Annotated in this window: 28 protein-coding genes; 7 read left to right on the top strand and 21 right to left on the bottom strand. The window is 69.4% G+C overall.

All coding sequences use genetic code 11. From position 1 onward, the window contains the following. A complete protein-coding gene (locus GXN78_RS19215; protein ID WP_106557468.1) occupies positions 1-627 on the top strand; it encodes a LysE family translocator in 627 nt (208 codons plus the stop codon). A gap of 15 nt (positions 628-642) precedes the next feature. Here the strand turns inward: GXN78_RS19215 and GXN78_RS19210 are convergent, their stop codons facing one another. Continuing rightward, complete coding sequence (locus GXN78_RS19210) at positions 643-1,005, bottom strand: SPW repeat protein (protein WP_106557469.1); 363 nt, start codon at positions 1,003-1,005, stop codon at positions 643-645. A gap of 151 nt (positions 1,006-1,156) precedes the next feature. On the opposite strand from GXN78_RS19210, the gene GXN78_RS19205 reads away from it, so the two are divergent. Further along, complete coding sequence (locus GXN78_RS19205; RefSeq protein WP_106557470.1) at positions 1,157-4,159, top strand: transglycosylase domain-containing protein; 3,003 nt, start codon at positions 1,157-1,159, stop codon at positions 4,157-4,159. Between the two features lie 117 nt (positions 4,160-4,276). Here GXN78_RS19205 and GXN78_RS19200 read toward each other — a convergent pair whose 3' ends face one another. After that, entirely contained in the window at positions 4,277-4,948 is a 672-nt protein-coding gene (locus GXN78_RS19200; RefSeq protein ID WP_106557471.1) for a histidine phosphatase family protein, read from the bottom strand. 81 nt (positions 4,949-5,029) lie between these two features. Here GXN78_RS19200 and GXN78_RS19195 point away from each other — a divergent pair, with 81 nt between their 5' ends. Next, the gene (locus tag GXN78_RS19195; protein ID WP_181360565.1) at positions 5,030-5,740 is read left to right on the top strand and encodes an alpha/beta fold hydrolase; all 711 of its coding nucleotides are present in this window, start codon (positions 5,030-5,032) and stop codon (positions 5,738-5,740) included. Here GXN78_RS19195 and pcp read toward each other — a convergent pair. From pcp to GXN78_RS19150, 9 genes are all read right to left on the bottom strand, one after another. Further along, positions 5,737-6,387 (bottom strand): pyroglutamyl-peptidase I, encoded by a 651-nt coding sequence (gene pcp / locus GXN78_RS19190; protein WP_239142769.1) that lies wholly within the window; start codon positions 6,385-6,387, stop codon positions 5,737-5,739. The two genes, GXN78_RS19195 and pcp, sit on opposite strands and share 4 nt — an antisense overlap. A gap of 12 nt (positions 6,388-6,399) precedes the next feature. Next, the gene (gene pxpA, locus GXN78_RS19185; RefSeq protein WP_106557472.1) at positions 6,400-7,140 is read right to left on the bottom strand and encodes a 5-oxoprolinase subunit PxpA; all 741 of its coding nucleotides are present in this window, start codon (positions 7,138-7,140) and stop codon (positions 6,400-6,402) included. After that, positions 7,130-8,134, bottom strand: a complete 1,005-nt coding sequence (locus tag GXN78_RS19180; protein WP_239142768.1) for a biotin-dependent carboxyltransferase family protein — start codon at positions 8,132-8,134, stop codon at positions 7,130-7,132. Before GXN78_RS19180 ends, pxpA begins: the two co-directional genes overlap by 11 nt. A 35-nt stretch (positions 8,135-8,169) precedes the next feature. Continuing rightward, positions 8,170-8,826, bottom strand: a complete 657-nt coding sequence (gene pxpB / locus GXN78_RS19175) for a 5-oxoprolinase subunit PxpB (protein ID WP_106557474.1) — start codon at positions 8,824-8,826, stop codon at positions 8,170-8,172. Further along, positions 8,823-9,326, bottom strand: coding sequence for a pantetheine-phosphate adenylyltransferase (gene coaD, locus GXN78_RS19170; RefSeq protein WP_106557475.1), 504 nt, complete (start codon positions 9,324-9,326; stop codon positions 8,823-8,825). Before coaD ends, pxpB begins: the two co-directional genes overlap by 4 nt. 36 nt (positions 9,327-9,362) lie before the next feature. After that, positions 9,363-10,013: an RsmD family RNA methyltransferase gene (locus GXN78_RS19165; RefSeq protein ID WP_106557543.1), complete on the bottom strand. Its 651-nt coding sequence runs from the start codon at positions 10,011-10,013 to the stop codon at positions 9,363-9,365. Further along, positions 10,006-10,821, bottom strand: coding sequence for a TIGR00266 family protein (locus GXN78_RS19160; protein WP_106557476.1), 816 nt, complete (start codon positions 10,819-10,821; stop codon positions 10,006-10,008). Before GXN78_RS19160 ends, GXN78_RS19165 begins: the two co-directional genes overlap by 8 nt. A 61-nt stretch (positions 10,822-10,882) precedes the next feature. Further along, positions 10,883-12,223 carry a pitrilysin family protein gene (locus GXN78_RS19155; protein ID WP_106557477.1) on the bottom strand — a complete coding sequence of 447 codons (1,341 nt, stop codon included), beginning with the start codon at positions 12,221-12,223 and terminating at the stop codon, positions 10,883-10,885. A gap of 20 nt (positions 12,224-12,243) precedes the next feature. After that, positions 12,244-13,707, bottom strand: a complete 1,464-nt coding sequence (locus tag GXN78_RS19150; protein WP_106557478.1) for a pitrilysin family protein — start codon at positions 13,705-13,707, stop codon at positions 12,244-12,246. A 29-nt stretch (positions 13,708-13,736) separates the two neighbouring features. Here GXN78_RS19150 and ftsY point away from each other — a divergent pair, with 29 nt between their 5' ends. From ftsY to rpoH, 3 genes are all read left to right on the top strand, one after another. Next, complete coding sequence (gene ftsY / locus GXN78_RS19145) at positions 13,737-14,918, top strand: signal recognition particle-docking protein FtsY (protein ID WP_164255542.1); 1,182 nt, start codon at positions 13,737-13,739, stop codon at positions 14,916-14,918. A 61-nt stretch (positions 14,919-14,979) separates the two neighbouring features. After that, positions 14,980-15,441, top strand: coding sequence for an Mpo1-like protein (locus tag GXN78_RS19140; protein WP_106557480.1), 462 nt, complete (start codon positions 14,980-14,982; stop codon positions 15,439-15,441). A 161-nt stretch (positions 15,442-15,602) separates the two neighbouring features. Then, complete coding sequence (rpoH, locus tag GXN78_RS19135) at positions 15,603-16,538, top strand: RNA polymerase sigma factor RpoH (RefSeq protein ID WP_106557481.1); 936 nt, start codon at positions 15,603-15,605, stop codon at positions 16,536-16,538. 55 nt (positions 16,539-16,593) lie between these two features. On the opposite strand, the gene GXN78_RS19130 is transcribed toward rpoH, so the two are convergent. From GXN78_RS19130 to GXN78_RS19105, 6 genes are read right to left on the bottom strand one after another with little or no spacing between them, the layout of a single operon-like run. After that, on the bottom strand, positions 16,594-17,421 hold the full coding sequence (locus tag GXN78_RS19130) for a DNA alkylation repair protein (RefSeq protein WP_106557482.1): 828 nt from the start codon (positions 17,419-17,421) through the stop codon (positions 16,594-16,596). A gap of 13 nt (positions 17,422-17,434) precedes the next feature. Next, positions 17,435-18,043, bottom strand: a complete 609-nt coding sequence (locus tag GXN78_RS19125) for an SCO family protein (protein ID WP_181360566.1) — start codon at positions 18,041-18,043, stop codon at positions 17,435-17,437. An 8-nt stretch (positions 18,044-18,051) separates the two neighbouring features. After that, positions 18,052-18,957, bottom strand: coding sequence for a heme o synthase (gene cyoE / locus GXN78_RS19120; protein WP_106557484.1), 906 nt, complete (start codon positions 18,955-18,957; stop codon positions 18,052-18,054). After that, positions 18,954-20,138, bottom strand: a complete 1,185-nt coding sequence (locus GXN78_RS19115) for a COX15/CtaA family protein (RefSeq protein ID WP_106557485.1) — start codon at positions 20,136-20,138, stop codon at positions 18,954-18,956. Before GXN78_RS19115 ends, cyoE begins: the two co-directional genes overlap by 4 nt. A gap of 19 nt (positions 20,139-20,157) precedes the next feature. Beyond that, positions 20,158-20,883: a hypothetical protein gene (locus GXN78_RS19110; RefSeq protein ID WP_106557486.1), complete on the bottom strand. Its 726-nt coding sequence runs from the start codon at positions 20,881-20,883 to the stop codon at positions 20,158-20,160. Beyond that, complete coding sequence (locus tag GXN78_RS19105; protein WP_106557544.1) at positions 20,825-21,550, bottom strand: SURF1 family protein; 726 nt, start codon at positions 21,548-21,550, stop codon at positions 20,825-20,827. Before GXN78_RS19105 ends, GXN78_RS19110 begins: the two co-directional genes overlap by 59 nt. Positions 21,551-21,649: 99 nt before the next feature. Here GXN78_RS19105 and GXN78_RS19100 point away from each other — a divergent pair, with 99 nt between their 5' ends. Continuing rightward, positions 21,650-21,871: a twin transmembrane helix small protein gene (locus tag GXN78_RS19100; RefSeq protein WP_181360567.1), complete on the top strand. Its 222-nt coding sequence runs from the start codon at positions 21,650-21,652 to the stop codon at positions 21,869-21,871. Between the two features lie 71 nt (positions 21,872-21,942). On the opposite strand, the gene GXN78_RS19095 is transcribed toward GXN78_RS19100, so the two are convergent. Genes GXN78_RS19095 through GXN78_RS41330 form a run of 4 tightly spaced genes read right to left on the bottom strand, consistent with a single transcriptional unit; the run spans position 21,943 to position 23,854 of the window. Next, positions 21,943-22,824, bottom strand: a complete 882-nt coding sequence (locus tag GXN78_RS19095; RefSeq protein WP_106557487.1) for a cytochrome c oxidase subunit 3 — start codon at positions 22,822-22,824, stop codon at positions 21,943-21,945. 53 nt (positions 22,825-22,877) lie between these two features. Continuing rightward, the gene (locus GXN78_RS19090; protein WP_106557488.1) at positions 22,878-23,090 is read right to left on the bottom strand and encodes a DUF2970 domain-containing protein; all 213 of its coding nucleotides are present in this window, start codon (positions 23,088-23,090) and stop codon (positions 22,878-22,880) included. Beyond that, positions 23,087-23,719 carry a cytochrome c oxidase assembly protein gene (locus GXN78_RS19085; protein ID WP_106557489.1) on the bottom strand — a complete coding sequence of 211 codons (633 nt, stop codon included), beginning with the start codon at positions 23,717-23,719 and terminating at the stop codon, positions 23,087-23,089. The genes GXN78_RS19090 and GXN78_RS19085 overlap by 4 nt, the downstream gene beginning before the upstream one ends. A 24-nt stretch (positions 23,720-23,743) precedes the next feature. After that, on the bottom strand, positions 23,744-23,854 hold the full coding sequence (locus tag GXN78_RS41330; RefSeq protein WP_219910073.1) for a cytochrome oxidase small assembly protein: 111 nt from the start codon (positions 23,852-23,854) through the stop codon (positions 23,744-23,746). Positions 23,855-23,867 lie beyond the last annotated feature (13 nt).

Genomic DNA, 23,867 nt, shown 5'->3' with positions numbered 1-23,867 from the left:
GTGTCCATTGAAATCTGGCTTGCCTTCGTCGCCGCGTCCGCGGTGCTGCTGATCATTCCCGGCCCGACCATCCTCACTGTCATCAGCTACTCGATGGCGCACGGCCGCCGCGCCAACGTGCCGCTGGTGGCGGCCGTGGCGCTGGGCGATTCGACCGCTTTGCTGGTCTCCCTGCTCGGCCTCGGTGCGCTGCTGGCGGCCTCGGCCTTCTGGTTCACGGTGGTGAAGTGGGTCGGCGGCCTGTACCTGCTGTACCTCGGCATCAAGCTGCTCAGGGCCGGCGTGTCCTCCACCGAGCTGGCGGCGCCGGCCGTGCCGGGCTCGCGCTGGCGGCTGTTCGCCAACACCTGGCTGGTGACCGCCCTCAACCCCAAGGGCATCGTGTTCTTCGTGGCCTTCCTGCCGCAGTTCATCCGGCCGGGCGAGGACGTCTCGCGCCAGCTCTGGATCCTCGCCCTCACCTTCGTGGCGATGGCGACGCTCAACGCCACGCTGTATGCGGTGTTCGCTGCCGCGGCGCGGCGTCTGTTGAGCTCGCCGCGCGCGCAGCGGCGCTTCCACCTGGCGGGCGGCTCGCTGCTCTCGGCCGCAGGCGTGTGGGCGCTGCTGGCCAAGCGCCCCGCCTAGAAGCGCGGACCGCGCTCAGTGCGCGGCGCGGTGCCACCAGCGGCTGTATTCCTCGTCGGTCAACAGCGTCCACGCCGCCAGCACCAGCACCACCAGACCCGTGATGACCGCGGCGAGCATGGCGTCGGCGTTGCCGTTGAAGCGCAGCACCCAAGGCGACGCCATCAGCCACAGGCCGAGCGCCGCTTCGGTCCACTCCTCCCAGGCGCGGGGAAGCAGCATGGCGCCGAGCGCGGCAGCGATCAGCGCGACGCCGACGATCACCGCATTGGGCATCGCGGCCGCCTCGCCGTTGTAGCCCAGGATCCAGGGCGAAAGAAGCAGCCAGGCACCCAGCGCCCCATTCACAGGGTCTTGCCAATGTTTCACTTGGAACATGGTTCATACCTCCTGCCGGCAGGAAGGCCGGTTCTGCTTGGAGCCTTGCACGGCGCTGCGGGTTCCGGGCTGCCCGTTCCCCCAAACAGCCCGCGAAAGGAGCATCATCCGGACTGAAGAACCCGGGTACGGGCTCACAGCGAGGCAGGTCGTGGCAAGGCTCAGGACGGTCTTCTGGCTCGGTGCGGGGCTCGCCGCGATGGCCGCGCTCGTCGCCGTCACCGTGGACGAGCTCAGGACTTCGAGGCTGCAGTCGGCCTTTTGGCGCGACTTGGGGCGCGATGCGCACTTCAGCATGGAGGCCGGCCCCAGCGACACCATCCGCTTCCCGCATTCGGGGCCCTACGACGCTCGGCTCGGCTACCGCCAGCTGCCTGAGTTCATCGAGCGTCTGCAGGCGCGCGGCTACGAGGTGACGCAGCAGGCCCGCATGTCGCCGCGGTTGATCGAGCTGCACGAACACGGCCTCTACGGCCCCTACCGCGACAAGAACCAGGCGGGCCTGACGGTGCGCGACTGCCGCGCCCGCATCCTGTCGCAATCGCGCGTCCCCCAACGCGTGTACGAGCGTTTCGAGCAGGTCCCGCCGCTGCTGGTGGACGCGCTGCTCTTCGTCGAGGACCGCCACCTGCTGGACGCGCAGCCGGCCCAGCGCAATCCCGCGGTCGACCCGGAGCGCTTCGCGAAGGCGACGCTGGAGCAGTTGCACCGGGCGGTCGGCGCGCGGCAATCGGCTTCCGGCGGCAGCACCCTGGCCACCCAGATCGAGAAGTACCGCCACTCGCCCCAGGGCCGCACCGTGTCGATCGGCGACAAGCTGCGCCAGATGGCGTCGGCCTCGCTGCGCGCCTACCAGGAAGGCGAGGACACGCAGGCGCGGCGGCGCCAGGTGGTGGTCGACTACCTCGACACCGTGCCGCTGGCCGCGCGGCCGGGATTCGGCGAGGTGCACGGCCTCGGCGACGGCCTGTGGGCCTGGTACGGCCGCGACGTGCGCGAGGTCAACCGGCTGCTGTCCGACAACGCGGAGGGATCCCCGCCGTCCGACGAGGTGCTGCGGCGCCAGGCCGAGGCCTTCAAGCAGGCGCTGTCGCTGATGATCGCGCAGCGCCGGCCCTCGCAGCACCTGCTGGACAACGGCGAGAGCCTGGCCCGGCTCACCGACAGCTACCTGCGGCTGATGGCCGAGGCGGGCGTGATCGCGCCCTCCCTGCGCGATGCGGCGCTGCAAGTCTCCCTGCAGCGGCAGGCCGGGCGGCCCGCGACGCCGCGGCCCGATTTCGTCGAGCGCAAGGGCTTGAACGCCATGCGCGGCGAAGTGTCTGCCCTGCTCGGCGTGCCGCGCGCCTACGACCTCGAGCGGCTCGACCTCGAGGTGGACGGCAGCATGGACAGCGAGGCGCAGGCGATCGCGGCGCGGGCGCTGGCCGCACTGCGCACGCCGGCGGGCGCGAAGGCGGCGGGCCTGTACGGCCATCACCTGCTCGACCCGGGCAACGACCCGCGCCACCTGGTCTACAGCTTCACGCTGTACGAGCGCGGCGCGCTCGCCAACCTGCCGCGCATCCAGGCCGACAACATCGACCAGCCCTTCGACGTGAACCAGGGCGCGCGTCTGGACCTCGGCTCCACCGCCAAGCTGCGTACGCTGGTGAGCTACCTCGAACTCGTCGCCGAGCTGCACGAGCGCTGGGCCGGGCGCGATGCATCCGCCATCGCCGCATGGCCGCCGAGCAAGCGCGATCCGCTGGGCACCTGGGCACGCGACTACCTGCTGCGCAGCCGGGACCACAGCCTTGCTCCGATGCTGGAGGCGGCCATGCAGCGCCGCTACTCGGCGGGCGAGGGCGAAGCCTTCTTCACCGGCGGCGGCCTGCACAGCTTCAGCAATTTCGATCGCACGCGCGGCGGGCCGATGACGGTGCAGGAAGCCTTCAGGCACTCGGTCAACCTGGTGTTCATCCGCGTGATGCGCGACATCGTGCGCCACCGGATGTACGGCGACGAGGCCGCCGGGCGCAGCATGCTGGAAGACCCTTCCGACCCGGGCCGGCGGGAGATGCTGGTGCTCTTCGCCGACCGCGAGGGCTCGGCGTATCTGACGCGCTTCCACCGGAAGTACGCGGGCAAGTCGCCGGCCGAGGCCGAAGCGCTGCTGCTGAAGGGCGTGCGCCCCTCGGCGCCTCGCCTCGCGAGCGTGCTGTTCACCCTCGAGCCCGAGGCCAGCGAGGCGCAGCTCGAGGACCTGCTCACGCAGCGCCTGGGACGCGGGGCCAGTTCGCCGCGCGCGCTGCGCACGATGCACAAGACCTACCCGGGCCTGTCGCTGGCCGATCGCGGCTACGTGGCGCGCGTGCATCCGCTGGAGCTCTGGCTGGTCGGCTACCTGCGGCGCCACCCCGGCGCGACGCTGACCGAGGCACTGGACGCGAGCGTGCAGGTACGGCAGGACGCCTACGCCTGGCTCTTCAGGACGCGCCACAAGAATGCGCAGGATCGGCGCATCCGCGAGTTGATCGAGCGCGACGCCTTCGCCCAGATCCATCGCTCATGGCAGCGCCTGGGCTATCCCTTCGCCTCGCTGACGCCCTCGTACGCCAGCGCGATCGGCGCCTCGGGCGACCGGCCGGCGGCGCTGGCCGAGCTGATGGGCATCCTGGCCAACGACGGCAGGCGGCTGCCGCAACAGCGTGTGAGCGTGCTGCACTTCGCGCGCGACATGCCCTACGAGACGCGGCTGGAGCAGCGCGGCGCGGCATCGCAGCAACTGCTCGCGCCGGAGGTGGCGCAGGCCGCCCGCCGCGCGCTGCTCGACGTGGTGAACAACGGGACCGCACGCCGCCTCAAGGATGCAGTCCGGGATGCGAAGGGGCAGCCCCTCGAGATCGCCGGCAAGACCGGCACCGGCGACCACCGCTTCCAGGTCATCGGACGCGGCGGACGCGTGATCGCCGAGCGCAAGGTCGAACGCACGGCCACCTTCGTCTTCACGCTTGGCGACCGCTACTTCGGCACGCTCGTGGCCTACGTGCGCGAGCCGCACGCGGCGCACTACCGCTTCACCAGTGCGCTGCCGGTGCAGCTGCTGAAGTCGATGGCGCCGCAGCTGCTGCCGGTGCTCCAGCGCGAGGGCTGCGCCGCCGATCGCGGCTGACTGGAGTACCTTCGCCTTCGGCTACGGTGCTATGAGCCTTCGGAACGGCCGTGCGGCTCACTGGAGTACCTTCGCCTTCGGCTACGGTGCTATTCGCCTTGGGAGCGGCCCGGCGGCTCATGACTTGCGCAGGTGCCGCCCCTGGTCGTAGCTGGGCTGGGCCGGCAGGCCGTCGAGGTGCGCCGTGTCGGCCCAGTCGACGATCTCGATCTGCGCAGGCCTCGCGGCGTCGGCGATGCGGATGCGGTTGAAGCCTGCATTGGGAATCGCGCTCTGGCGCGGTCCGTTGAGGCCGAGGCCCTTCACCGTGCGCCAGACCATGTCGAGCACGCCCCCGTGCGTCACCACCATCACGGTCTGCTGCTGGTGCGCGGCCGCGATGCGGCCCAGCGCTTCGATGACGCGTGCATGAAACTCGCGCGGCGACTCGCCCTCGGGCATGCGATGGTCCTCGTTGAACTTGAGCCAGTCTTCCCAGGCGCGCGGGTGCAGGCGCTGGATCTCGTCGGCATTCATGCCTTCGACGATGCCGAAGTTCTGCTCGCGCAGCGCCACCGAGCCGACGATCTCGAGCCCGAGCTGCTGTGCGGCCGGCGCGGCCGTCTGCTGCGCGCGCATGAGGTCGCTGCTGACGAGGTGCTGGACCGATTCGCGCGCGAGTCGCAGACCGAGCCGGCGTGCCTGCTCGTGGCCGGTGTCGTTGAGGGGAACGTCGATGTGGCCCTGGAAGCGCAGCTCGCGATTCCAGTCGGTTTCGCCGTGGCGGATCAGGATGAGTTCGGTGGACATGGAGTGAGGCTATTGTCCTCGCAATACATGTCAGGGCAGCGGCATCGGGGCGGCGGCGCGCTGATCGCGGAGAATCGGCCCATGCCCCGTCTTGTCCTGTTGCCCGGCCTCGCCTGCGACGAGCGCCTCTGGGAAGCCCAGTTGCCCGCCCTGCCCTCCGGCATCGACGTCCGCGTGAGCGACGCCCACATGCGCCACGAGCGCATCGAGGCCATGGCCGCGGCCGTGCTGAGCGAGCATGAGGGCCCGCTGATCCTCTGCGGCGCCTCGATGGGCGGCATGATCGCGATGGAGGCCGCGCGCCAGGCGCCCGAGCGCATCGCGGGCCTCGCGCTGCTGGGCACCAACCCGCGGCCCGAGACGCCCGAGATGTACGAGCTGCGCACCTCGGCGATCGAGCTCTTCGAGCACGGCGAGGCGCGCGACGTGATCCAGTTCAATGCGGGCTTCGCCTTCCATCCCGAACAGGCGGGCGATGCGGCACTGGTGCAGCGCTACGTGGAGCTGGTGCTCGATGCGGGCGCGCAGCAGCTCATCAGGCAGAACCGCGCGCTGATGGAGCGGCCCGACCAGCGTCCGTCGCTCGCGTCGCTGCGCTGCCCGGTGCTCGTGATCTGCGGCGACGGCGATCGCCTGACGCCGCCCGAATGCTCGCAGGAGATCGCAGAACTGGTGCCGCAGGCCGAGCTGGTGTGGATCCAGACCTGCGGCCACATGCTGACCATGGAGAAGCCCGCAGAGGTCAACGCCGCGCTGATGCCGTGGCTGCAGCGGCACCTGCAGTCGCGTTAGCTCAACTGGCCGCCGGTCTCGCGCACATCCTCGCGCACCACGAGCGCCGTGGCCACTGCGATGCGCAGCGCGGCGATCACTGTGTCGAGCGCCATGCTCGGCACCCCGGGAAAGCGCGCCGCCTGCTCGGGCAGGTAGGGAATGTGAATGAACCCGCCGCGCACGCCCGCTGCCACCGGCCGCGTCACGATTCGGTGCATGAGGCCGAAGAAGAGATGGTTGCACACGAAGGTGCCGGCGCTGTTCGACACCGCGGCAGGAATGCCGCTCGCTCGCAGGTCGCGCACCATGGCCTTGATCGGCAGCGTGGAGAAATAAGCCGCCGGCGCGCCAGCGACCACCGGCACGTCGATGGGCTGGCAGCCCGCGTTGTCGCAGATGCGGCCGTCATCGACGTTGATCGCCACGCGCTCCGGCGTGATCTCGCTGCGCCCGCCGGCCTGGCCGATGCCGATGACCAGCTGCGGTTGCAGCTCGTCGATGGCCGCATCGAGCTCGCGCAGCGCGGCGCCGAAGACGCAGGGGATGCGGCGTGCATGCACCGCGGCGCCTTCGCAGCGCCAGCCTTCGAGCGCGCTCACTGCCTCCCATGAGGGATTGAGCGCTTCCTTGTCGAAGGGCTCGAAGCCCGTCAGCAGCACGTTCACGACGAAGCGTGCTCAGGCCGTCGCGGCGACCGTGATGCCTTCGCTCTCGAGGCGCTCGCGGATGCGGCGCGCAAAGGCCAGAGCATGCGCGCCGTCTCCATGCAGGCAGACGGTCTGCGCGTTGACTTTCACCACCGTGCCATCGATCGCGGTCACGCGGTGATCGCGCACCAGCGACAACGTCTGCGCCAGCGACTGCTCTTCGTCCTCGATCAGGGCGCCGGGCCGGCTGCGCGGCACCAGGCTGCCGTCGGGCATGTAGCCGCGGTCGGCGAACACCTCCTCGACCGGCTTCAGGCCCGCGCGTTCGGCGGCGCCGATCATCCCGCTGCCGGCGAGGCCGAAGAAGCGCAGGCCGGGGTCGAAGCGCCGCACGGCCTCGCACAGGGCCTCGGCCAGCGCCGGTTCCTTCACCGCCTGGTTGTAGAGCGCGCCGTGCGGCTTGACATGCGCCAGCGTGCCGCCCTCGGCCTTGACGATGGCGGCGAGCGCGCCGACCTGGTAGAGCACGCCCGCAACGACCTCCTCGGGCGGCAGCTGCATCTCGCTGCGGCCGAAGTTCTCGCGGTCCGGAAAGCTGGGATGCGCGCCGATCGCGACGCCGTTGTCGAGGGCCCAGCGCACGCACTGGCGCATGGTCTTCGCATCGCCCGCATGCCAGCCGCAGGCGATGTTGGCCGAGCTCACGAGCTTGAGCAGCGCCTCGTCGTTGTCGCAGCCTTCGCCGAGGTCGGCGTTGAGGTCAATCCGCATGGTGGCTTTCTCCTTCGGCCGGATTGTGCGCCGGCAGCGGCCAGCCCGCAGCCGCCAGGGATTGCCCGAGCTGCGCGAGGTAGCGCCGCTGCTCGGCCCAGGCCTGCAGGGCGGCCGCGGCATCGACTTCCGCAAGGCGCAGGCGGCCGTTGAGCGGCGCCCGCGCGAGCTTCCAGAGATCGGCGCGGATCACCACGCCGATGCGCGGATAGCCGCCGGTGGTCTGGGCATCGCCCATCAGGATGATCGGCTGCCCCGAGGGCGGCACCTGGATCGTGCCGGGGATCACGGCCGAGGACAGCATGTCGGCATTGCGCTTGCGCTTGAGTTCGGGGCCCTCGAGGCGAATGCCCATGCGATTGCTCTGCGGCGTGATGCGCCAGGCTGCGCCCCACAGCTGTTCACGCGCGGCGAGCGTGAACTGCTCGAACTCGGGGCCGGGCATGACGCGCAGGACGGCGGCGCCGTCCTTGTCCTGCTCCCAGTCGGGCGCACGCAGGCCGAAGGCACGCCGCGCCAGGCGCACCGCATCGAGGCTCGGCACGCCCAAGGGGAGGCGATCCCCCTTCTTGAGCGCGCGCCCCAGGTGGCCGCCGAAGCCGGCCTTGAGATCGGTGCTGCGCGAGCCGATGACCGGCGGCACGTCGATGCCGCCGGCAACGGCGAGCCAACTGCGCAGGCCCGCCTTCGCGCTCCATTCGTTCGCAGGTCCGAGCCGCAGCACCTGGCCCGGCTGCACCGGAACGCTCCAGCAGGGCCACAGCGGCGCACCATCGAGCCGCGCGCCGAAGTCATCGCCGGTCAGCGCGATGCGGGTGGGTGCCTCGAAGCGGATCTCGCACCCGCCCAGGGTGAGCTCGAGCCCGGCCGCGTTGTCGCAGTTGCCCACCAGCCGATTCGCCAGCGTGAGCCCGAGTGCGTCGAGCGCACCGCCCGGACAGATGCCTTGCTGCCGGTGCCCGTAACGGCCCAGGTCCTGCACGGAAGCCAGCAAGCCGGGACGCAAGACCGTGAGAGCGCCCTCCGCCCTCACAGCTCGGCGCTTTCGACGACGAAGCGCACGCGGTCGCCCGGACGCAGCAGGGTGGGCTCGGCGGCGCGCGGATCGAAGAGCTCGAGCGGCGTGCGGCCGATCAGCTGCCAGCCGCCCGGCGAGACCAGCGGATAGATGCCGGTCTGCGCACCGCCGATGCCGACCGAACGGGCCGGCACCGCGACCCGGGGTTCGGCACGCCGTGGCGTCGCCAGTTCCGGCGGCAGCCCGCCCAGGAAGCCGAAGCCCGGCAGGAAGCCCAGCAGATAGACCACGTACTCGGCCTCGCTGTGGCGCCGCACCACCTCGGCCGGCGCGAGCCCGGTGTGGGCCGCCACCTCGGCCAGGTCGGGGCCGGCCTCGCCGCCATAGGCGACCGGGATGCGGATCTCGCGCCCTTCGATCGCCATGCCCGCGAGCTGCGGCCAGGCCGACAACACCTGCATCTCGAGCTCGGCCGCATCGACCTCTTCGGGATCGAAGAGCAGGCTCAGGTTGTTCATGCCCGGCAGCACCTCGCGCACGCCGCGCCACTGCAGGGCCTCGTTCGTCAGTGCCCAGATCTGCTGCTGCTGCGCCAGCGTCGCGGGCGCCGGCAGCTCGCACAGCAATGCCGCGTCGCCCAAAGCGTGCAGGCGCGGCCCCGGGCTCATTCGCGGCCCAGACTGCGTACCTTGGCCATGAGGCTGTCCTGCACGTTGCGCGAAACGAACTTGTCGACCTCGCCGCCGAGCACTGCGATCTCGCGCACGAAGGTGCTGGAGATGAACTGGTATTTGTCGCTGGGCGTGAGGAACACGGTCTCGACCTCGGGCATCAGCGAGCGGTTCATGCCGGCGAGCTGGAACTCGTAGTCGAAGTCGGTCACGGCGCGAAGGCCGCGCACCATGGCCTTGCCGCCGCGCGCCACGACGAAGTCGCGCAACAGGCCCGAAAAGCTCTCCACCGTGACCTGATCGCTGAAAGGCGCCACCGCCTTGCGCGCCATGTCCATGCGCTCCTGCAGCGTGAACATCGCCTTCTTGTGATGGCCCGCGGCCACCGCCACGATGACCTTCGAGAACAGCTGGGTCGCTCGTCGCACCACGTCTTCGTGGCCGAGCGTCATGGGGTCGAAAGTGCCGGGGTACACCGCGATCACATTGCTGGACATGGTTGCTTCCTCCTGGTGCGGCCTGCTTCGGCCGGATTATGCAGTGCTGTCAGTCGCAAGTATCAAGAGATGTGCATGGACCGCGCCGGCCTTGAGATATCGGAACACGCCGAGCCCGAGGGCGGCCAGTTCCTCGTCGGCCCACCGGCGCGCCGCTTCGAGGTAGACCACCCCCTCGGGCCGTAGCGCGCGCGCCGCGGCGCGCAGGGCGGGCTCGTAGAGGGCCGTGTTCTCGAATGGTGGGTCGAGGAACACGGCATGCAGGCTGCCCGCCGCCGCACGTTCGAGGGCGGTGACGCCATTGCCGCGTTCGATGCGCACCGCGGCCGCCTCCAGCTTTGTCTTCAACGCCTGCAGTTGCGCGACCAGCGCCGCGTCCTGCTCGCACAGCAGCACGGAGGCCGCGCCGCGCGAGGCCGCCTCGAAGCCGAGCGCCCCGGTGCCCGCGAAGGCATCGATGCAGTGCCAGTCCAGCAACTCCCCGCCACTGACCCCCGCCAGACTGGCGAGCCAGTTGAACAGCGTCTCGCGCACGCGGTCGGGCGTGGGGCGCAAGCCGGGCTTGTCGGCCACGGCGAGGCGAGTGCGCTTCCATTGGCCGCCGATGATGCGGACCTCGTTGCGGCGCGCCTCGGCTGGCCTCGGTGCCGCCTTCGCACTGCTGCGCGCCGGTGCCCGCTTATTCATCGTCGCCGCCGAGAACGCCGCCCAGCAGCCCGCCGGCACCGAAGCCGCCCAGCACCGAGCCCTCTTCGCGCGAACCGCCGCGTTGCGGTGCCGCCGCGAACACGCGCGAGGCGAGGCGCGAGAAGGGCAGGCTCTGCAGCCAGACGGTGCCGGGGCCGCCGAGCTTGGCGAAGAACAGGCCCTCGCCGCCGAACAGGGCGGTCTTGATCTTGCCGACGTACTCGATCTCGAAATTGACGTTCGGGGTGAAGGCCACCACGCAGCCGGTGTCCACCATCAGCATCTGGCCCGGCGCCAGCTCGCGCTCGACCACCGTGCCGCCGGCGTGCACGAAGGCCAGGCCGTCGCCGTCGAGCTTCTGCATGATGAAGCCCTCGCCGCCGAAGAAGCCGACCGAGAGCTTGCGCTGGAAGGCGATGCCCAGGCTCACGCCGCGCGCGGCGCAGAGAAACGCATCCTTCTGGCAGATCAGCGTGCCGCCCAGCGCTTTCAGGTCCATCGGCAGGATCTTGCCGGGATAGGGCGCGGCGAAGGCCACGCGGCGCTTGTCCTGCGCGTTGTTGGTGTAGACGGTGGTGAAGAGCGATTCGCCCGTGACCAGCCGCTTGCCCGCGCCCAGCAGCTTGCCGAACAGGCCACCGCCCTGCTGCGCCGAGCCGTCGCCGAACACCGTGTCCATGGCGATGCCGCCGTCCATGAACATCAGGCTGCCGGCCTCGCCGATGGCCGCCTCGCCGGGGTCCAGTTCGACTTCGACGAACTGCATCTCGGCGCCGCGGATCTCGTAGTCCACCACATCCATCGCCATCTTGTCGCTCCTCGTGTTGCGCTGTAAGGCGAGGATGGTAGCCAAGCGGCGATGCGCAGTCTTAGGGCTTGCCGCCGACGACCACCGTCACCATGCGAGCGGGCTGCAGCTTGCGCGCGAAGGCGGCCTTGACGTCCGCCGCCGTGACCGCGTTCATGCGCGCGGTCCAGGTCTCGAGGTAGTCGAGCGGCAGGTCGTTCCACGCGATGTTCGACACGTTGCCGAGCAGCTTGCGATTGCTGTCGAGCAGGAGCGGAAAGCCGCCGATCAGGTTGTCCTTGGCGGCCTTGAGCTCGGCCTCGGTGGGCCCTTCGGCGACGAAGCTGGCGAGCACCTCGCGCGAGACCTTCACCGCCTCGGCCGCCTGGTCGGGCCGGGTCTGGAACCCGATGCGGAAGGAGCCCGCGTGCAGGCCCGGCGAGAAGCTGCTGTAGACGCTGTAGGCCAGGCCGCGCTTCTCGCGCACCTGCTCGGTCAGGCGCGAGACGAAGCCGCCGCCGCCCAGGATGTAGTTGCCGAGGGTGAGGGCGAAATGATCCGGATCGCTACGCGGGTAGCCGGGCTGGCCGATCCAGACATGGGCCTGCGCCGAATCGAAAGGCAGGCGCTCGTCCTTGGGCGCGGTAAGGGGAACGACATCGGGCACCGGCGGCAGCGCGGCGCAGCCGCCCGCCGGTGAAGGCAGGCGCGACAGCAGCGTGTTCGCGATGGTTTCCGCCTGCACGCGCGTGACCGCGCCGACGATGCTGAGCTTGGCGCGGCAAGGCAGGATCAGCTGCTCGTAGCGCTGCCGCATCGCGGCGGTGTCGATGCGCGCCAGGGTGGCCTCGGTCGTATCCTGCCCGTAGGGATGGTCGCCGAACACGTCCTGCGAGAAGGTGCGCGCCGCCAGGGTCGCGGGCTTGGTGTTGGATTCGCGGATCGAGGCGTTGATGCGCTCGCGCTCGCGCTGCCAGACGTCCTCGGGGAAGGCCGGCTCGCCGATCTCGCGCGCCGCGAGCTGCACCGCCTTGTGCAACAGCGTCGGCTCGGACAGCGTGCGCAGCGAGAAGCTCATGCGGTCGGCGCCGGCGCTGGCGTCGAAGTTGGCGCCCAGATCGGCCCAGGCTTCGCCCAACGCGTTCTGGTCCATGGCTGGATCGCTCCCATTCGCGCGGATTCCTTTTTCGACCATGCCGGCCGTCACGCCGGCCAGGCCAGACCGCGCCGGTGGATCGCGCCGGCTGCCGGCGTCGAAATCGATCTGCACGTCGACGATGGGCAAGGCGTCGGTGGAAGCCAGGTAGATCTTGGCGCCGCTGGGCAGCGTCCAGTGCTCGATCGGCACGGCCGCCTGCGCCGCAGCGCCGGCCAGCGCCAGTGCGAGGCACAGCAGGGTTCGGGTGTTCTTGAAGCTCAGCATGGTGGGGCCGCTCCCGGTCTTCAACGCAGGTCGCCCGCAGGCGCCGCGAAGCCGCGCGCGCGGCGTTGGGGGTCGGGCGGCAGCGGCCGCAGGATGGCAGCCGTCAGCTGGTCGTCGCCGAAGTACTTCGCGGCCACCGCCTGCACTTCTTCGGCCGTCACCTTCTGCAGGCGCGCGATGATGCGCGCGCTGGCGTCGAGCGGCAGGCCCTGAATCCAGTGGCTGCCGAGCTCGCGTGCCTGGGCCATCACCGAATCGAGCTTGTAGGTCTCGCTGGCCGTCCATTGGGTCTTGACGCGGGCCAGTTCGGCGGCGCCGATGCCCTCGCGGGCGATCTTCGCCACCTGCTCGCGCAGCGCGGCCTCGACCACCTCCGGCGTCTTGCCGGCGGCAGGCACCCCATCCAGTACGAAAAGCTGCGGGCCGCGGCCGACGAAGCCCGCATACGCGCCGGCCGAGTCGGCCACGCGGCCCGGGCCCTGCGTGAGCGCGCGGTCGAGCCGCGCACCGGGATAGCCGTCGAGCACGGCGGACAGCACCGTGAGCGCATAGACATCGCTCGCGCCGTCGAACTGGTCGGTCGCGGGGATCTGCGGCGAGCGGAATGCCAGCGAGACGTAGGCCTGCTCGGCCGGCGCCTTGAATTCGATGCGCCGGATGCCGCGCTGCGCCGGCTCGATGCGCGGCTTGCGCTCGGGCACGGCACGGGCGGGAATGCGGCCGTAGTACTTCTCGGCCAGGGCGCGCACGCGCTCCACATCGACGTCGCCGGCGATCACCACCGCCGCGTTGGCGGGCACGTACCAGCGCTGGAAGAAGGCACGCGCGTCGGCCGGCGTCATCGCGTCGAGGTCGCTCATCCAGCCGACGATGGGACGGTGGTAGGCCGAGGCGGTGAAGATGGCGGCGTTCTGCTGCTCGCCCAGCAGGGCGCGCGGCTGGTCGTCGGTGCGCAGGCGGCGCTCTTCCTTGACGACTTCGATCTCGCGCTTGAATTCGTCGTCCGGCCACTGGTTGCTGGCGAAGCGGTCGGACTCCAGCACCATCACCTGCTCCAGCTTGTCGGCCGGGATCTGCTGGTAGTAGCCGGTGTAGTCGCGCGTGGTGAAGGCGTTCTCGCGCCCGCCCAGCGCCGCGACGCGGCGCGAGAACTCCCCGGGTTTCAGCGCCTTGCTGCCCTTGAACATCATGTGCTCGAGCACATGCGCCACGCCCGAGGTGCCGTCGACCTCGTCGAAGGAGCCGACCCGCACCCAGAGCATCTGAACCGCCGTCGGCGCGCGCCGGTCGGGCTTGACGATGAGCGTCATGCCGTTGGCGAGGGTGAATTGACGGGCCTGGACCGGCTGGGCGGCCGCAGAAGCGGCGGCGGCGGGAGCGTCCGGCGGAGGTGTCTGGGCCAGAGCGGCTCCGGCCCAGGGCGCCATCAGCACCGAGGCCAGCACCGCACCAGACGCAGCGCGGCGTGGCGAGGGGTGTTTCATAGAATGGGTCGGATTGTAAAAACCCCCCGATGTTCAGTTTCTTCAAGAAAAAGCCGCCAGCCGACAGCGACACACCGGCCGCCGCGCCGGCCGAGACGCCCGTGGAGCCGCCGGCGCCCGCCCGGTCGCTGCTCTCGCCGTCCAGTTGGTTCGGCGGCAAGACGGCCGAAGCGACGCCGCCGCGGCTGCTCCTGCCCTGCGGCGCCGGCAGCCCCCTGTCGATGTCCCTCGTCCCCGCCGCCGAGACGCCGGTGGCGGTGCCGGTGCCACCGTCACCGCCGCCGCCTGCGCCCGTGGAAGTCCCGCCTCCCGAGCGCGGCGGCTGGCTCGGCAAGCTCAAGACAGGCCTGCGCAAGACCGGCAACAGCATCACCGCCGCCTTCGTCAACGCCCAGATCGACGACACCCTCTACGAAGAGCTCGAAGAGGCCCTGCTGATGGCCGACACAGGCGTCAAGGCCACCGAATACCTCCTGGAAGACCTGCGCCGCCGCGTGCGCAGCAACATGGCGACCGAGGCTTCGCAGGTCAAGGTGCTGCTGGCCGACGCCATTGCGGACCTGCTGCGGCCGCTCGAGAAGGAGCTGGTGATCGGCAAGCACACGCCCACCGTGGTCATGGTGGCGGGCGTCAACGGCGCCGGCAAGACCACCTCGATCGGCAAGCTGACCAAGCACTTGTCCAACGAGGGCGCCTCGGTCCTGCTGGCGGCGGCCGACACCTTCCGGGCCGCGGCGCGCGAGCAGCTGCTGGTCTGGGCCGACCGCAACACGGTCGAGATCGTGAGCCAGGAGGGCGGCGACCCGGCGGCCGTGAGCTTCGACGCGGTCAATGCCGGCAAGGCGCGCGGCAAGGATGTGGTGCTGGTCGACACCGCCGGTCGCCTGCCGACTCAGCTGCACCTGATGGACGAACTCAAGAAGATCAAGCGGGTGGTCACGCGCGCCGACGCCACGGCGCCGCACGAGCTGCTGCTGGTCATCGATGGGAACACCGGCCAGAATGCCCTGGCACAGGTCAGGGCCTTCGACGAGGCGCTGGGCCTGACGGGCCTTGTCATCACCAAGCTGGACGGCACGGCCAAAGGCGGCGTGCTCTGCGCGATCGCGCGCGAGCGGCCGATTCCGGTGTATTTCATCGGCGTCGGCGAGAAGCTGGAAGACCTGGAGACCTTCAAGGCGCGGGAATTCGCCCAGGCCCTGATGGGATAGCGCCGGCGCCGGTGCTTCTGGCATCATCTTCATGGGCCGCAGAGCCCGCCAGGAGACAGCCATGCACAGCGCCGCCACGCCCCTGCCGGGCACCGATCGCAAGGTCGACCGCCTGCTCGCCCACTACGGCGAGAGCCACCAGAACCCGACCAACGAGGCGATCCACATGATCGCCATCCCGGCGATCATGCTGAGCATCGTCGGCCTGCTGTATGCCCTGCATCCGTGGGTGGCCTACGCCTTCGTGGCCGCCAGCGGGGTCTATTACCTGATGCTGCGCTCCGCGAGCTTCTTGATCGCGATGGGGGTCTGCATCGTCGTGGCACTGGCTGCCGTGCACGCGATGGGAGACCTTGTGCTCCCGATCTCCGCCACCATCTTCGTGGTGGCCTGGATCTTCCAGTTCGTCGGCCACAAGATCGAGGGCAAGAAACCTTCCTTCTTCGAAGACATCCAGTACCTGTGGGTCGGGCCGCTGTTCGTGCTGTCCAGGCTTTTCCTGCGCCTGGGCATCCGCTGGTAACCGCTGCTTTCCGGGCCGCAGACCCGGCGCCGTCCTATTGCGTGGAAAGGGCGCGGGGATAGGCTGTGCCTATCAACCCTATTGAAACTCCGGGGGAACCCTTAGCTTAGCACTCCGTCCAACCGAGTGCTAATATGCCTCTGAACGAAGGAGTTTGCCCAATGACAGCAATGTCCGGAGCCCCCGCCAACCAGCTCGCCGTCGCCAATCCCTGGTCGATGGTGCCCTCGCTGGGTAACCTGGACGCCTACATTTCCGCAGCCAACCGCCTCCCCCTGCTGACGCAGGAGGAAGAGCAGCGCTACGCGCGCCGGCTGCGCGACACCAATGATCTGGAAGCCGCCGGTGCGCTGGTGCTCTCGCACCTGCGCCTCGTGATCTCGATTTCCCGCCAGTACCTGGGTTACGGGCTGCCGCACGGCGACCTGATCCAGGAAGGCAATGTCGGCCTCATGAAGGCCGTCAAGCGCTTCGACCCCGACCAGGGCGTGCGGCTGGTGAGCTACGCCATGCACTGGATCAAGGCCGAGATCCACGAGTACATCCTGAAGAACTGGCGCATGGTCAAGGTCGCGACGACCAAGGCCCAGCGCAAACTGTTCTTCAACCTGCGCTCGATGAAGCAGGGCTTCAAGGCCGACTCGGCCGACGGCGACACGCACCGCGACACGCTGAGCGCGAACGAGGTCTCCCAGGTGGCGACCCGGCTGAACGTGAAGCCCGAGGAAGTGCTCGAGATGGAAACGCGCATGTCGGGCGGCGACGTGCTGCTCGACCCCAGCCCCTCGGACGACGGCGACGATGGCTTCGGCCCCATCGCCTACCTGGCCGACGCCTCGCAGGAGCCCACCGCGCAGATCGAATCGCGTCAGCGCGATCGCCTGTCGACCGATGGCATCTCCACGGCCCTGGCGACGCTGGACGACCGCAGCCGCCGCATCGTCGAAGAGCGCTGGCTCAAGGTCAACGACGACGGCTCGGGCGGCATGACGCTGCATGAGCTGGCCGCGGTCTATGGCGTGAGCGCCGAGCGCATCCGCCAGATCGAGGTTGCGGCCATGAAGAAGATGAAGAAGGCGCTGGCGGAATTCGCCTGAGCCTCGGTCTCCTCCCCATCGAAGCCCGGCGTCGTCCGGGCTTTTTTCTTTGGGCTCAGCGCTTGTCCAGTGTCCGGAGCGCCCGCCGGACGATGTACGCGGTCTGCGGCACGCCCCTGCCCTCGTCGAGCCAGCGAGCGCAGGTCTGCTCGACCCACTCGGGCTGCGTCCGGCTGGCATCGTTGAGCCAGTTGGCGACCGAGTTCTGAACATAGCGGCTGGGATCGGCCCGCAAGGGTTCCAGCAGCGGCAGGCCCAGCCATGGCTCGGCCTTGAGCCGCTCGATCTGCGCGCACCAGACCCCGCGCGGCCGCGTGAGCTCGCTGGCGAAGCGGCGGATGTTCGGGTCGGCGTCCGCCGCCCAGGGCGCCAGCAGTACCAGGGCCTCGTCGAGCGAGGCGATGATGGCCTCGCGCACCGCCATCCACGCCATCTCGCGCACACCGAAGTGCGCGTCGGCGGCAAAGCGACGCACCGCCTGCAGCTGCGCCGGCAGCGGCAGGCCCGAGAGCGTGACCCATTGCGTGGCCCAGCTGCGCGCCACGTCGCTGGGATGCGTGGCGAGGCGATGCGCCACCGCGTCGCGCTCGACGTGGAGCGCCGTGAGGTCGTAAAGCGCCCGCGCGATATGTCCGTGGCGCTGCATGGGCTTGAAGGCGGACAGCATGGCGAGGGTGTCGACCAGCCGCTCGCTCTCCGGATCGAGACCCAGCTGCCCCGCCACGCTGCGTGCCAGCCGCGGCAGCTCCAGCGCCATGAATTCGTTGAGGTTGACGGTCTCCAGCAGGCCCTCGTTGAGCGCCTCCAGCACTTCCGGGGGTATCAGCGCGATGCGGAAGGCACCCTTGCGCTGCCGCAGATGGTCGACGCTCACGGGAGCCATCGGCGCCGGCGCTTCAGTCGGACTTCAGCAAGGCTCTGAGATCCGACACCATCGCCGGCACGCCGGCGCCGTAGCGGGCGTAGAGCCGAAGCCGGCCTTCGGTGTCGTAGACGAAGCTGGCGGCCGAGTGGTCCATCGAATAGCTGGTCGGCGTCTTGCCCTCGACCTTCTTGTAGTAGGCCTTGTAGTCCTTCGCCAGCGCGGGCAGTTGCTCCGGCGTCGGGATCAGCGCGACGAAGGCCGGGTCGAAGGCGCCCATGTAGGCCTTCATCACGGTGGGCGTGTCGCGCTCCGGATCGACGGTGACGAAGAGCACCTGCAGCTTGTCACCGTCGCTGCCCAGCTGCTGCTTCACCTGCGCCATCTCGGTCATGGTGGTCGGGCAGACGTCGGGGCACTGCGCATAGCCGAAGAACATCACGACGACCTTGCCCTTGAAGTCGGCCAGCGTGCGCTGCCTGCCGTCGGCATCGGCCAGGGTAAAACCCTTGGCATAGTCGGCGCCGGTGATGTCCACGGCATTGAAGCTGGGCTTCCTGTCCGTGCAGGCCGCGAGGCCCGTGCCGGCGACAGCCGCCAGCCCGGTCCAGGCCAGCAGTCGAAGTGCGTGCCGCTTGTTCATGGGTTCATTCATCGCAGGTAGTGGTCGATCAGCAGCGCGGCAAAGAGCACGCTCAGGTGGATCAGCGAGAAGCGAAAGGTCTTGCGCGCCAGCGTATCCGAGTACTTGCGCCACAGCGCGAAGGCATAGCCGGTGAAGCCGATGCTCACGGCCACCGCGACCGCCAGGTAGAGCCAGCCGCTCATGCCGTAGATGAAGGGCATGAGGCAGGCGGCGAAGAGGATGAAGGTGTAGAGCAGCACCTGCAGCCGCGTGAACTCGTTGCCGTGCGTCACCGGCAGCATGGGCAGGCCCGCCTTGCGGTAGTCCTCCACACGATAAAGCGCGAGCGCCCAGAAATGCGGCGGCGTCCACAGGAAGATGATGAGGAAAAGGATCAGCGCCTCGGGCCCGACATCGCCCGTCATCGCGGCCCAGCCCAGCACCGGCGGCATCGCACCGGAGGCGCCGCCGATCACGATGTTCTGCGGCGTCAGCGGCTTGAGGATCACGGTGTAGATCACGGCGTAGCCGACGAAGGTCGCGAAAGTGAGCCACATGGTGAGCGGATTCACCGTAAACCACAGCAGCGCCGAGCCGGCCGCGCACAGTCCCGCCGAGAACAGCAGGGCTTGCCGGTCGCTGAGCTCGCCGCGCGCGGTGGGCCGCCAGGCGGTGCGCTTCATCTTGGCGTCGATGCCCTTCTCGACCAGGCAGTTGAAGGCCGCGGCGGCGCCGGCCACCAGCCAGATGCCGATGCAGGCCACCACGATGCGTTGCAGCGCGGCCAGGCTGGGCAGGCCGGGCACGGCCAGCACCATGCCGATGAGGGCGCAGAACACGATCAGCTGCACCACGCGCGGCTTGGTCAGCGCGTAGAACTGGCGCAGCACGTTGGCGGTGCTGTGGCTGTGGACCGAGGCTGGCGTGGTCATGCAGCCTCCATCCCGCGGCGGCGCTCTTGCGCAGCGGCGGACACGGCGCTTCGCGCGCCCCGGCTTTCGCACAGCGTCCAGGTCAGCACCACCGCGAGCGCCGCGGCGCCGCCGGTATGGAGCACGGCCGCCACCAGCGGCCAGCCCAGCAGCGCATTGCCCAGGCCGGTCGCCAGTTGCAGCAGCGCCAGCCCCGCCAGCCATCGGGCCTGCGGGCGCAACGGTGCGACGCGGCGCAGCTGCCACACGAGCAGGCCGATCGCGACGAAGACTAGGTAAGCCATAAGGCGGTGCACGTAGTGGATGGCCGTCAGCGCCGTGAAGTCGATGGGCGCGCCGCCCGCGCCCTCGCCCAGCGAGCGCCAGATGTGGAAGCCCTGGGCAAAGTTCATCGGCGGCCACCAGCTGCCCTGGCAGGTCGGGAACTGGGTGCAGGCGAGCACCGCGTAGTTGGTGCTGACCCAGCCGCCGAGTGCGATCTGCAAGAGCAGCAAGACCGTCACCACGATCAGCAGCGTGCGCAGCGCCGAAGGGATGGCCGTGGGCAGCCGCTCTGCCGCCGCCTGCCGGTAGCGCACGGCCTGGATGCACAGCAGCGCCAGCAACACGACGGCACCCAGCAGGTGCAGGGTGACGATGGCGGGGTACAGCTTCCAGGTCACGGTCAGCGCACCGAAGGCGCCTTGCAGGCAAACCCACACCAGCGTGGCAGCCGGCCACCAGGCGCTCAGCGGCTTCTCGCGCGCATGTTCCGCATGCCGCTGGTTCCGCCGCGCCACCCAGGTGGACACCGCCAGCACCAGGATCAGGAAGCCGACGCCCGTGGCCAGGTAGCGATGCACCATCTCCACCCAGGCCTTGCTGTGCGTCACCGGGCCGGTGGGCTGCGCGGCCTGCGCCGTCGCGATGTCGTGGCGCGCGCCGATGGGGCTCGCGTTGCCGTAGCAGCCGGGCCAGTCGGGGCAGCCCAGGCCTGAATCCGTCAGGCGCGTGAAGGCGCCGAACAGCGTGAGATCGAAGGTCAGGAACAGCGTGAGCACGGTCAGTACGTGCAGGCGCCGGGCCGCGCCATGGCCGGCGCTGCGGCGCCAGACCCAGAGCAGCGGCCCGAGGGCGAGCAGCACCCCCACCGCCAGCAGCCAGGCGATGGGGGTCAGGTCGTAGAGCGAGTTCGTGTCCATGCCGTGCGGAGTGCCGCTGCTAGCGGCCGGGCTCGTCCCAGGAGGCCGAGGCGCGCAGGAGGCGCTCGAGGTCGCGCTTGGCGCGGGCCGCGCCGGCGGTGTCCATGCGGGCGGGGAAGCGCATCATCCAGTTGCCCATGGGATCGACCACATAGAAGTGCTCCGCCAGTGCATGGCCGGATTCGGGAGCCAGCCATTGCGCCAGCTGCGCCGGCGGCACCCGCAGCACGGTCGCGCCTTGCAGGCCAGTGTTCAGGCGCGCGGGCACAGGCGCCGTGTCGCTCACCAGCCAGACGCGGTCGAGCCGATCCTTCTCGCGGCCCAGGCTCTCGCGCAGCTGGCGCTGCAGGTAGAGCTGCTGCTCGCACAGCGCATCGCAGCCGGCATCGGCCACTGCGACCAGCAGCCACTGGCCCTTGAGCGTGGAGAGGCGCACCGGCGCGCCTTCACGCGTGGCTGCCATCAGCTCGGGCATGGTGCGCTGCGGGTCGATCAGCTCGCCGTAGACGCGCCGCCCCTCGGGCCGGATCACGTAGTAGGTGAAGTACGAGGCAATCACGGGCGCCGCACAGCACAGCATGACCAGGATCATCTTCCAGCGGCCGAGCACGGTGCGCCGGCCCTCGGCACCATCGAGCGCCTGGCGCGGCGAGGGCATCGAATGCACCGTCAGCCCGAGCGGCTCGTCAGCCACGGCGGAGGCGCCGCGCGCTGCGGAAGGGGGCGATGAGTTGAAACCAGACATAAAGGATGACGACGAGGGCGGCGAGCCCGAACCACTGGAACGCATAGCCGTAGTGCTTCTCGATGCCCAGCGCCGGGACCGGCCAGTCGCGCTGCAAGCCCTCGGACGCCGGGCCGGTCTGCAGCAGCGAGACATCGGTCCGCAGGGGCAGCCCGGTCTGGGCGCGGAACGCTTCGAGATCGAGATTCTGCCGGATGGGCGAAGACCCCGGCGCCGCGGCGGGCGGCGGGCTTTCCCTGCCCAGTTCGAGCAGGTGCGCAGGCGGCGGTGCGACCCGGGCGACCAGTTCGACCAGGCCGCCCGGCGTCTCGACCGGGGCGAGCTGCGCGCGGTCGGTGAAATTGCGCTGCACCCAGCCGCGCTGCACCAGCACGGTCTGGTTGCTGCCTTCGATGGCAAAGGGCGTGAGCACGTAGAAGCCGGGCAGCCCATGCATCTGGCGGTTGTCCAGGTAGACCGTGTGCGGCGCCAGCCAGAGCCCGTGCAGCCGCACCGGCCGATGCATGGCGGAAGTCGCCGGGTCGAGCGCGAGGAAGTCATCCTGCTCGAGCGGCGGCAGGGTCTTCTGCGCCTCGATCTCGGCCTGCAGCGCCTCCTTCTGGGCGGCACGCGACAGCTGCCATCGCCCCAGCGAAATCGTCGCTGCGAGCATGACCAGCGCTGCCATGGTGATCAGCCAGAAGCGTCCGCCGCGCACGCGCCGCGCGGCGGGTGCCAAGCCATCGTTCACGCCATGGGCCGGCCGCTGCGGCCGATAATCGGAGTCATGAAATACCTTGTCGCCCTGGCCTTCATCGGCATCCTGGCGAGCCTCGGTGTCGCGCTGTTCTTCATGCTGAGGGATGGGCGCGAGGGCCGCGCCAAGAGCGGCGGGATGGCGCGCGCTCTCACCGTTCGGATCGGGCTCTCGGTGCTTTTGTTCCTGTGCCTGCTGCTGGCCTGGAAGCTCGGCTACATCCAGCCGGGCGGACTGCCCGTCGGCAAGTAGGTCGTGCTCGTTCCACAGACGCCATGAAAAAAGCGCCTTACGGCGCTTTTTCTTTGTGCCGTCGTGCAAGCTCAAAGCCAGTAGACCAGGAAGTACAGGCCGAGCCACACCACGTCGACGAAGTGCCAGTACCAGGCCGCGCCCTCGAAGCCGAAGTGGCGCTCCGGCGTGAAATGGCCGCTGCGCAGGCGCAGGGTGATGAACAGCAGCATCAACATGCCGATGAACACGTGCAGGCCGTGGAAACCGGTCAGCATGAAGAAGGTGGAGCCGTAGGCGCCGGAGCTGAGCTTGAGGTTCAGGTCGGTGTAGAGGTGGTAGTACTCGTAGCCCTGCACGCTGAGGAAGGTCAAGCCCAGCGCCACGGTGAGCCACATGAAGCGGATCGCCTGGGCGCGGTGGTTGGCGCGCAGCGCGTGGTGGGCGATGGTCAGCGTGACGCCCGAACTCAACAGCAGCGCGGTGTTGATGGTCGGCAGCCAGAAGGGTCCGACGGTCTGGAAGGGCTCGACGATGTCGGCCGGGGAACCGGTCACGCCGGCCGCGACGGTCGGCCACACGGCCTTGAAGTCGGGCCACAGCAGGGCGTTGTCCAGACTGCCGAGCGCGGGCAGCGCGTGGGTGCGGGCCCACCACAGCGCGGTGAAGAACGCACCGAAGAACATCACCTCGGAGAAGATGAACCAGCTCATGCTCCAACGGAAGGAGAGGTCCACCTTGTGGCCGTACTGGCCGCTCTCGCTCTCGCCGATGGCGCGGCGGAACCAGACGAAGAGCGTGGCCAGCCACCACACCATGCCCACCAGCAGCGACCAGGCGCCCCACTGGTGGCCGTTGATCCATTGGGCAGCGCCGAAGATCACGAAGAGCAGGCCGATCGACGCCATGACCGGGTACGGCGATGGCGAGGGCACGAAGTAGTAGGGCGTGGTGCCGTGGGTGCTTGAACTCATATCAGGTCCTGGTTCTCTTCTCTCGATTCAAATCTGTGGGGCACTTGTCTCTGTCAGGGCGCGACGACGAACTTCACCAGCAGGATCAGGCCGACCACGAAGAGCACGGCGGCGACCAGCCCCACGGCCACGACGTGCAGCGGCGTGAGCTTGGCGATGTCTTCCTGGTAGTCGCTGTTCTTGCGCACGCCGAAGAAGCCCCAGGCCACCGCCTTGACGGTACGCCACAGGGAGCCTTTCTTGGGCGGCGTCTCGGCCATGATCATGAGCGCGGCTCCGCGGCAGGCGCGGGCGTGGCGGTGTTGGCGGCCACGGGCGCCGGTGGCGTCTTGCCGCCGACCTCGAAGAAGGTGTACGACAGCGTGATCGTCTTGACGTCCTTGGAGATCTTCGGATCGATCACGAAGGCGACCGGCCACTGCTTCTTCTCGCCCGCATCGAGCGTGTACTGGTTGAAGCAGAAGCACTCGAGCTTGTTGAAGTACGGCGCGGCCTGCTGCGGCGCGTAGCTCGGGATGGCTTGCGCGGCCATGCGGCGGTTCTGCACGTTCTGGAACTCGTACATCACCGTGTTGAGCTGGCCCGGATGGACCTGCATCGAGCGCTGCGCAGGCTTGAAGTCCCAGAGGCCGCGCACGTTGGCGTCGAACTCGACCGTGATGGTGCGGCTGGTGTCGACCTGCGTGTTGTCGGGCAGCCGGACGTTCTTGCCGCCGCTGGCGCCGCCCGGCACCTCGAGCTCTGAAAGCGCCAGGATGTTGATGCCGGTCATCTCGCAGATGGCGCGGTACAGCGGCACCAGCGCATAGCCGAAGGCGAACATGCCGGCCGCGACCACGGCCAGCTTGCCCACCATGCGGACGTTCTCGCGCCGGATGCGTTGACCGATGCCCATGTTCGCTTCGCCCCGTGCGCGGACTCAGTGTCCGATCCAGACCATTCGGACGACGAAGCCGATGAAGAACAGCACCGCGATGGAGGCCAGCGTGAGCCCCATGCGTCGGTTGTTCCTCTTCTGTTCAGGCGTCATCGCGTGCATCCTC

The organism is Variovorax sp. WS11 (assembly GCF_010499245.1).
Taxonomy (GTDB): Bacteria; Pseudomonadota; Gammaproteobacteria; order Burkholderiales; family Burkholderiaceae_C; genus Variovorax.
This window is presented reverse-complemented; position numbering and strand designations above follow the sequence as displayed.

What these genes read in the sequence shown, in the direction of transcription:
- ftsY (WP_164255542.1), top strand. Translation starts at nt 13,737, where the DNA reads ATGTTCAGTTTCTTCAAGAAAAAGCCGCCAGCCGACAGCGACACACCG.
- GXN78_RS41330 (WP_219910073.1), bottom strand. Translation starts at nt 23,854, where the DNA reads ATGACGCCTGAACAGAAGAGGAACAACCGACGCATGGGGCTCACGCTG.
- GXN78_RS19115 (WP_106557485.1), bottom strand. Translation starts at nt 20,138, where the DNA reads ATGGACACGAACTCGCTCTACGACCTGACCCCCATCGCCTGGCTGCTG.
- GXN78_RS19165 (WP_106557543.1), bottom strand. Translation starts at nt 10,013, where the DNA reads ATGAATAAGCGGGCACCGGCGCGCAGCAGTGCGAAGGCGGCACCGAGG.
- cyoE (WP_106557484.1), bottom strand. Translation starts at nt 18,957, where the DNA reads ATGACCACGCCAGCCTCGGTCCACAGCCACAGCACCGCCAACGTGCTG.
- GXN78_RS19200 (WP_106557471.1), bottom strand. Translation starts at nt 4,948, where the DNA reads ATGTCCACCGAACTCATCCTGATCCGCCACGGCGAAACCGACTGGAAT.
- GXN78_RS19210 (WP_106557469.1), bottom strand. Translation starts at nt 1,005, where the DNA reads ATGTTCCAAGTGAAACATTGGCAAGACCCTGTGAATGGGGCGCTGGGT.
- GXN78_RS19130 (WP_106557482.1), bottom strand. Translation starts at nt 17,421, where the DNA reads ATGGCTCCCGTGAGCGTCGACCATCTGCGGCAGCGCAAGGGTGCCTTC.
- GXN78_RS19160 (WP_106557476.1), bottom strand. Translation starts at nt 10,821, where the DNA reads ATGGCGATGGATGTGGTGGACTACGAGATCCGCGGCGCCGAGATGCAG.
- GXN78_RS19125 (WP_181360566.1), bottom strand. Translation starts at nt 18,043, where the DNA reads ATGAACAAGCGGCACGCACTTCGACTGCTGGCCTGGACCGGGCTGGCG.
- GXN78_RS19090 (WP_106557488.1), bottom strand. Translation starts at nt 23,090, where the DNA reads ATGATCATGGCCGAGACGCCGCCCAAGAAAGGCTCCCTGTGGCGTACC.
- GXN78_RS19100 (WP_181360567.1), top strand. Translation starts at nt 21,650, where the DNA reads ATGAAATACCTTGTCGCCCTGGCCTTCATCGGCATCCTGGCGAGCCTC.
- rpoH (WP_106557481.1), top strand. Translation starts at nt 15,603, where the DNA reads ATGACAGCAATGTCCGGAGCCCCCGCCAACCAGCTCGCCGTCGCCAAT.
- pxpA (WP_106557472.1), bottom strand. Translation starts at nt 7,140, where the DNA reads ATGCGGATTGACCTCAACGCCGACCTCGGCGAAGGCTGCGACAACGAC.
- GXN78_RS19155 (WP_106557477.1), bottom strand. Translation starts at nt 12,223, where the DNA reads ATGCTGAGCTTCAAGAACACCCGAACCCTGCTGTGCCTCGCACTGGCG.
- GXN78_RS19085 (WP_106557489.1), bottom strand. Translation starts at nt 23,719, where the DNA reads ATGGGCATCGGTCAACGCATCCGGCGCGAGAACGTCCGCATGGTGGGC.
- GXN78_RS19150 (WP_106557478.1), bottom strand. Translation starts at nt 13,707, where the DNA reads ATGAAACACCCCTCGCCACGCCGCGCTGCGTCTGGTGCGGTGCTGGCC.
- GXN78_RS19110 (WP_106557486.1), bottom strand. Translation starts at nt 20,883, where the DNA reads ATGTCTGGTTTCAACTCATCGCCCCCTTCCGCAGCGCGCGGCGCCTCC.
- pxpB (WP_106557474.1), bottom strand. Translation starts at nt 8,826, where the DNA reads ATGAGCCCGGGGCCGCGCCTGCACGCTTTGGGCGACGCGGCATTGCTG.
- GXN78_RS19105 (WP_106557544.1), bottom strand. Translation starts at nt 21,550, where the DNA reads ATGGCAGCGCTGGTCATGCTCGCAGCGACGATTTCGCTGGGGCGATGG.
- GXN78_RS19195 (WP_181360565.1), top strand. Translation starts at nt 5,030, where the DNA reads ATGCCCCGTCTTGTCCTGTTGCCCGGCCTCGCCTGCGACGAGCGCCTC.
- coaD (WP_106557475.1), bottom strand. Translation starts at nt 9,326, where the DNA reads ATGTCCAGCAATGTGATCGCGGTGTACCCCGGCACTTTCGACCCCATG.
- GXN78_RS19095 (WP_106557487.1), bottom strand. Translation starts at nt 22,824, where the DNA reads ATGAGTTCAAGCACCCACGGCACCACGCCCTACTACTTCGTGCCCTCG.
- GXN78_RS19140 (WP_106557480.1), top strand. Translation starts at nt 14,980, where the DNA reads ATGCACAGCGCCGCCACGCCCCTGCCGGGCACCGATCGCAAGGTCGAC.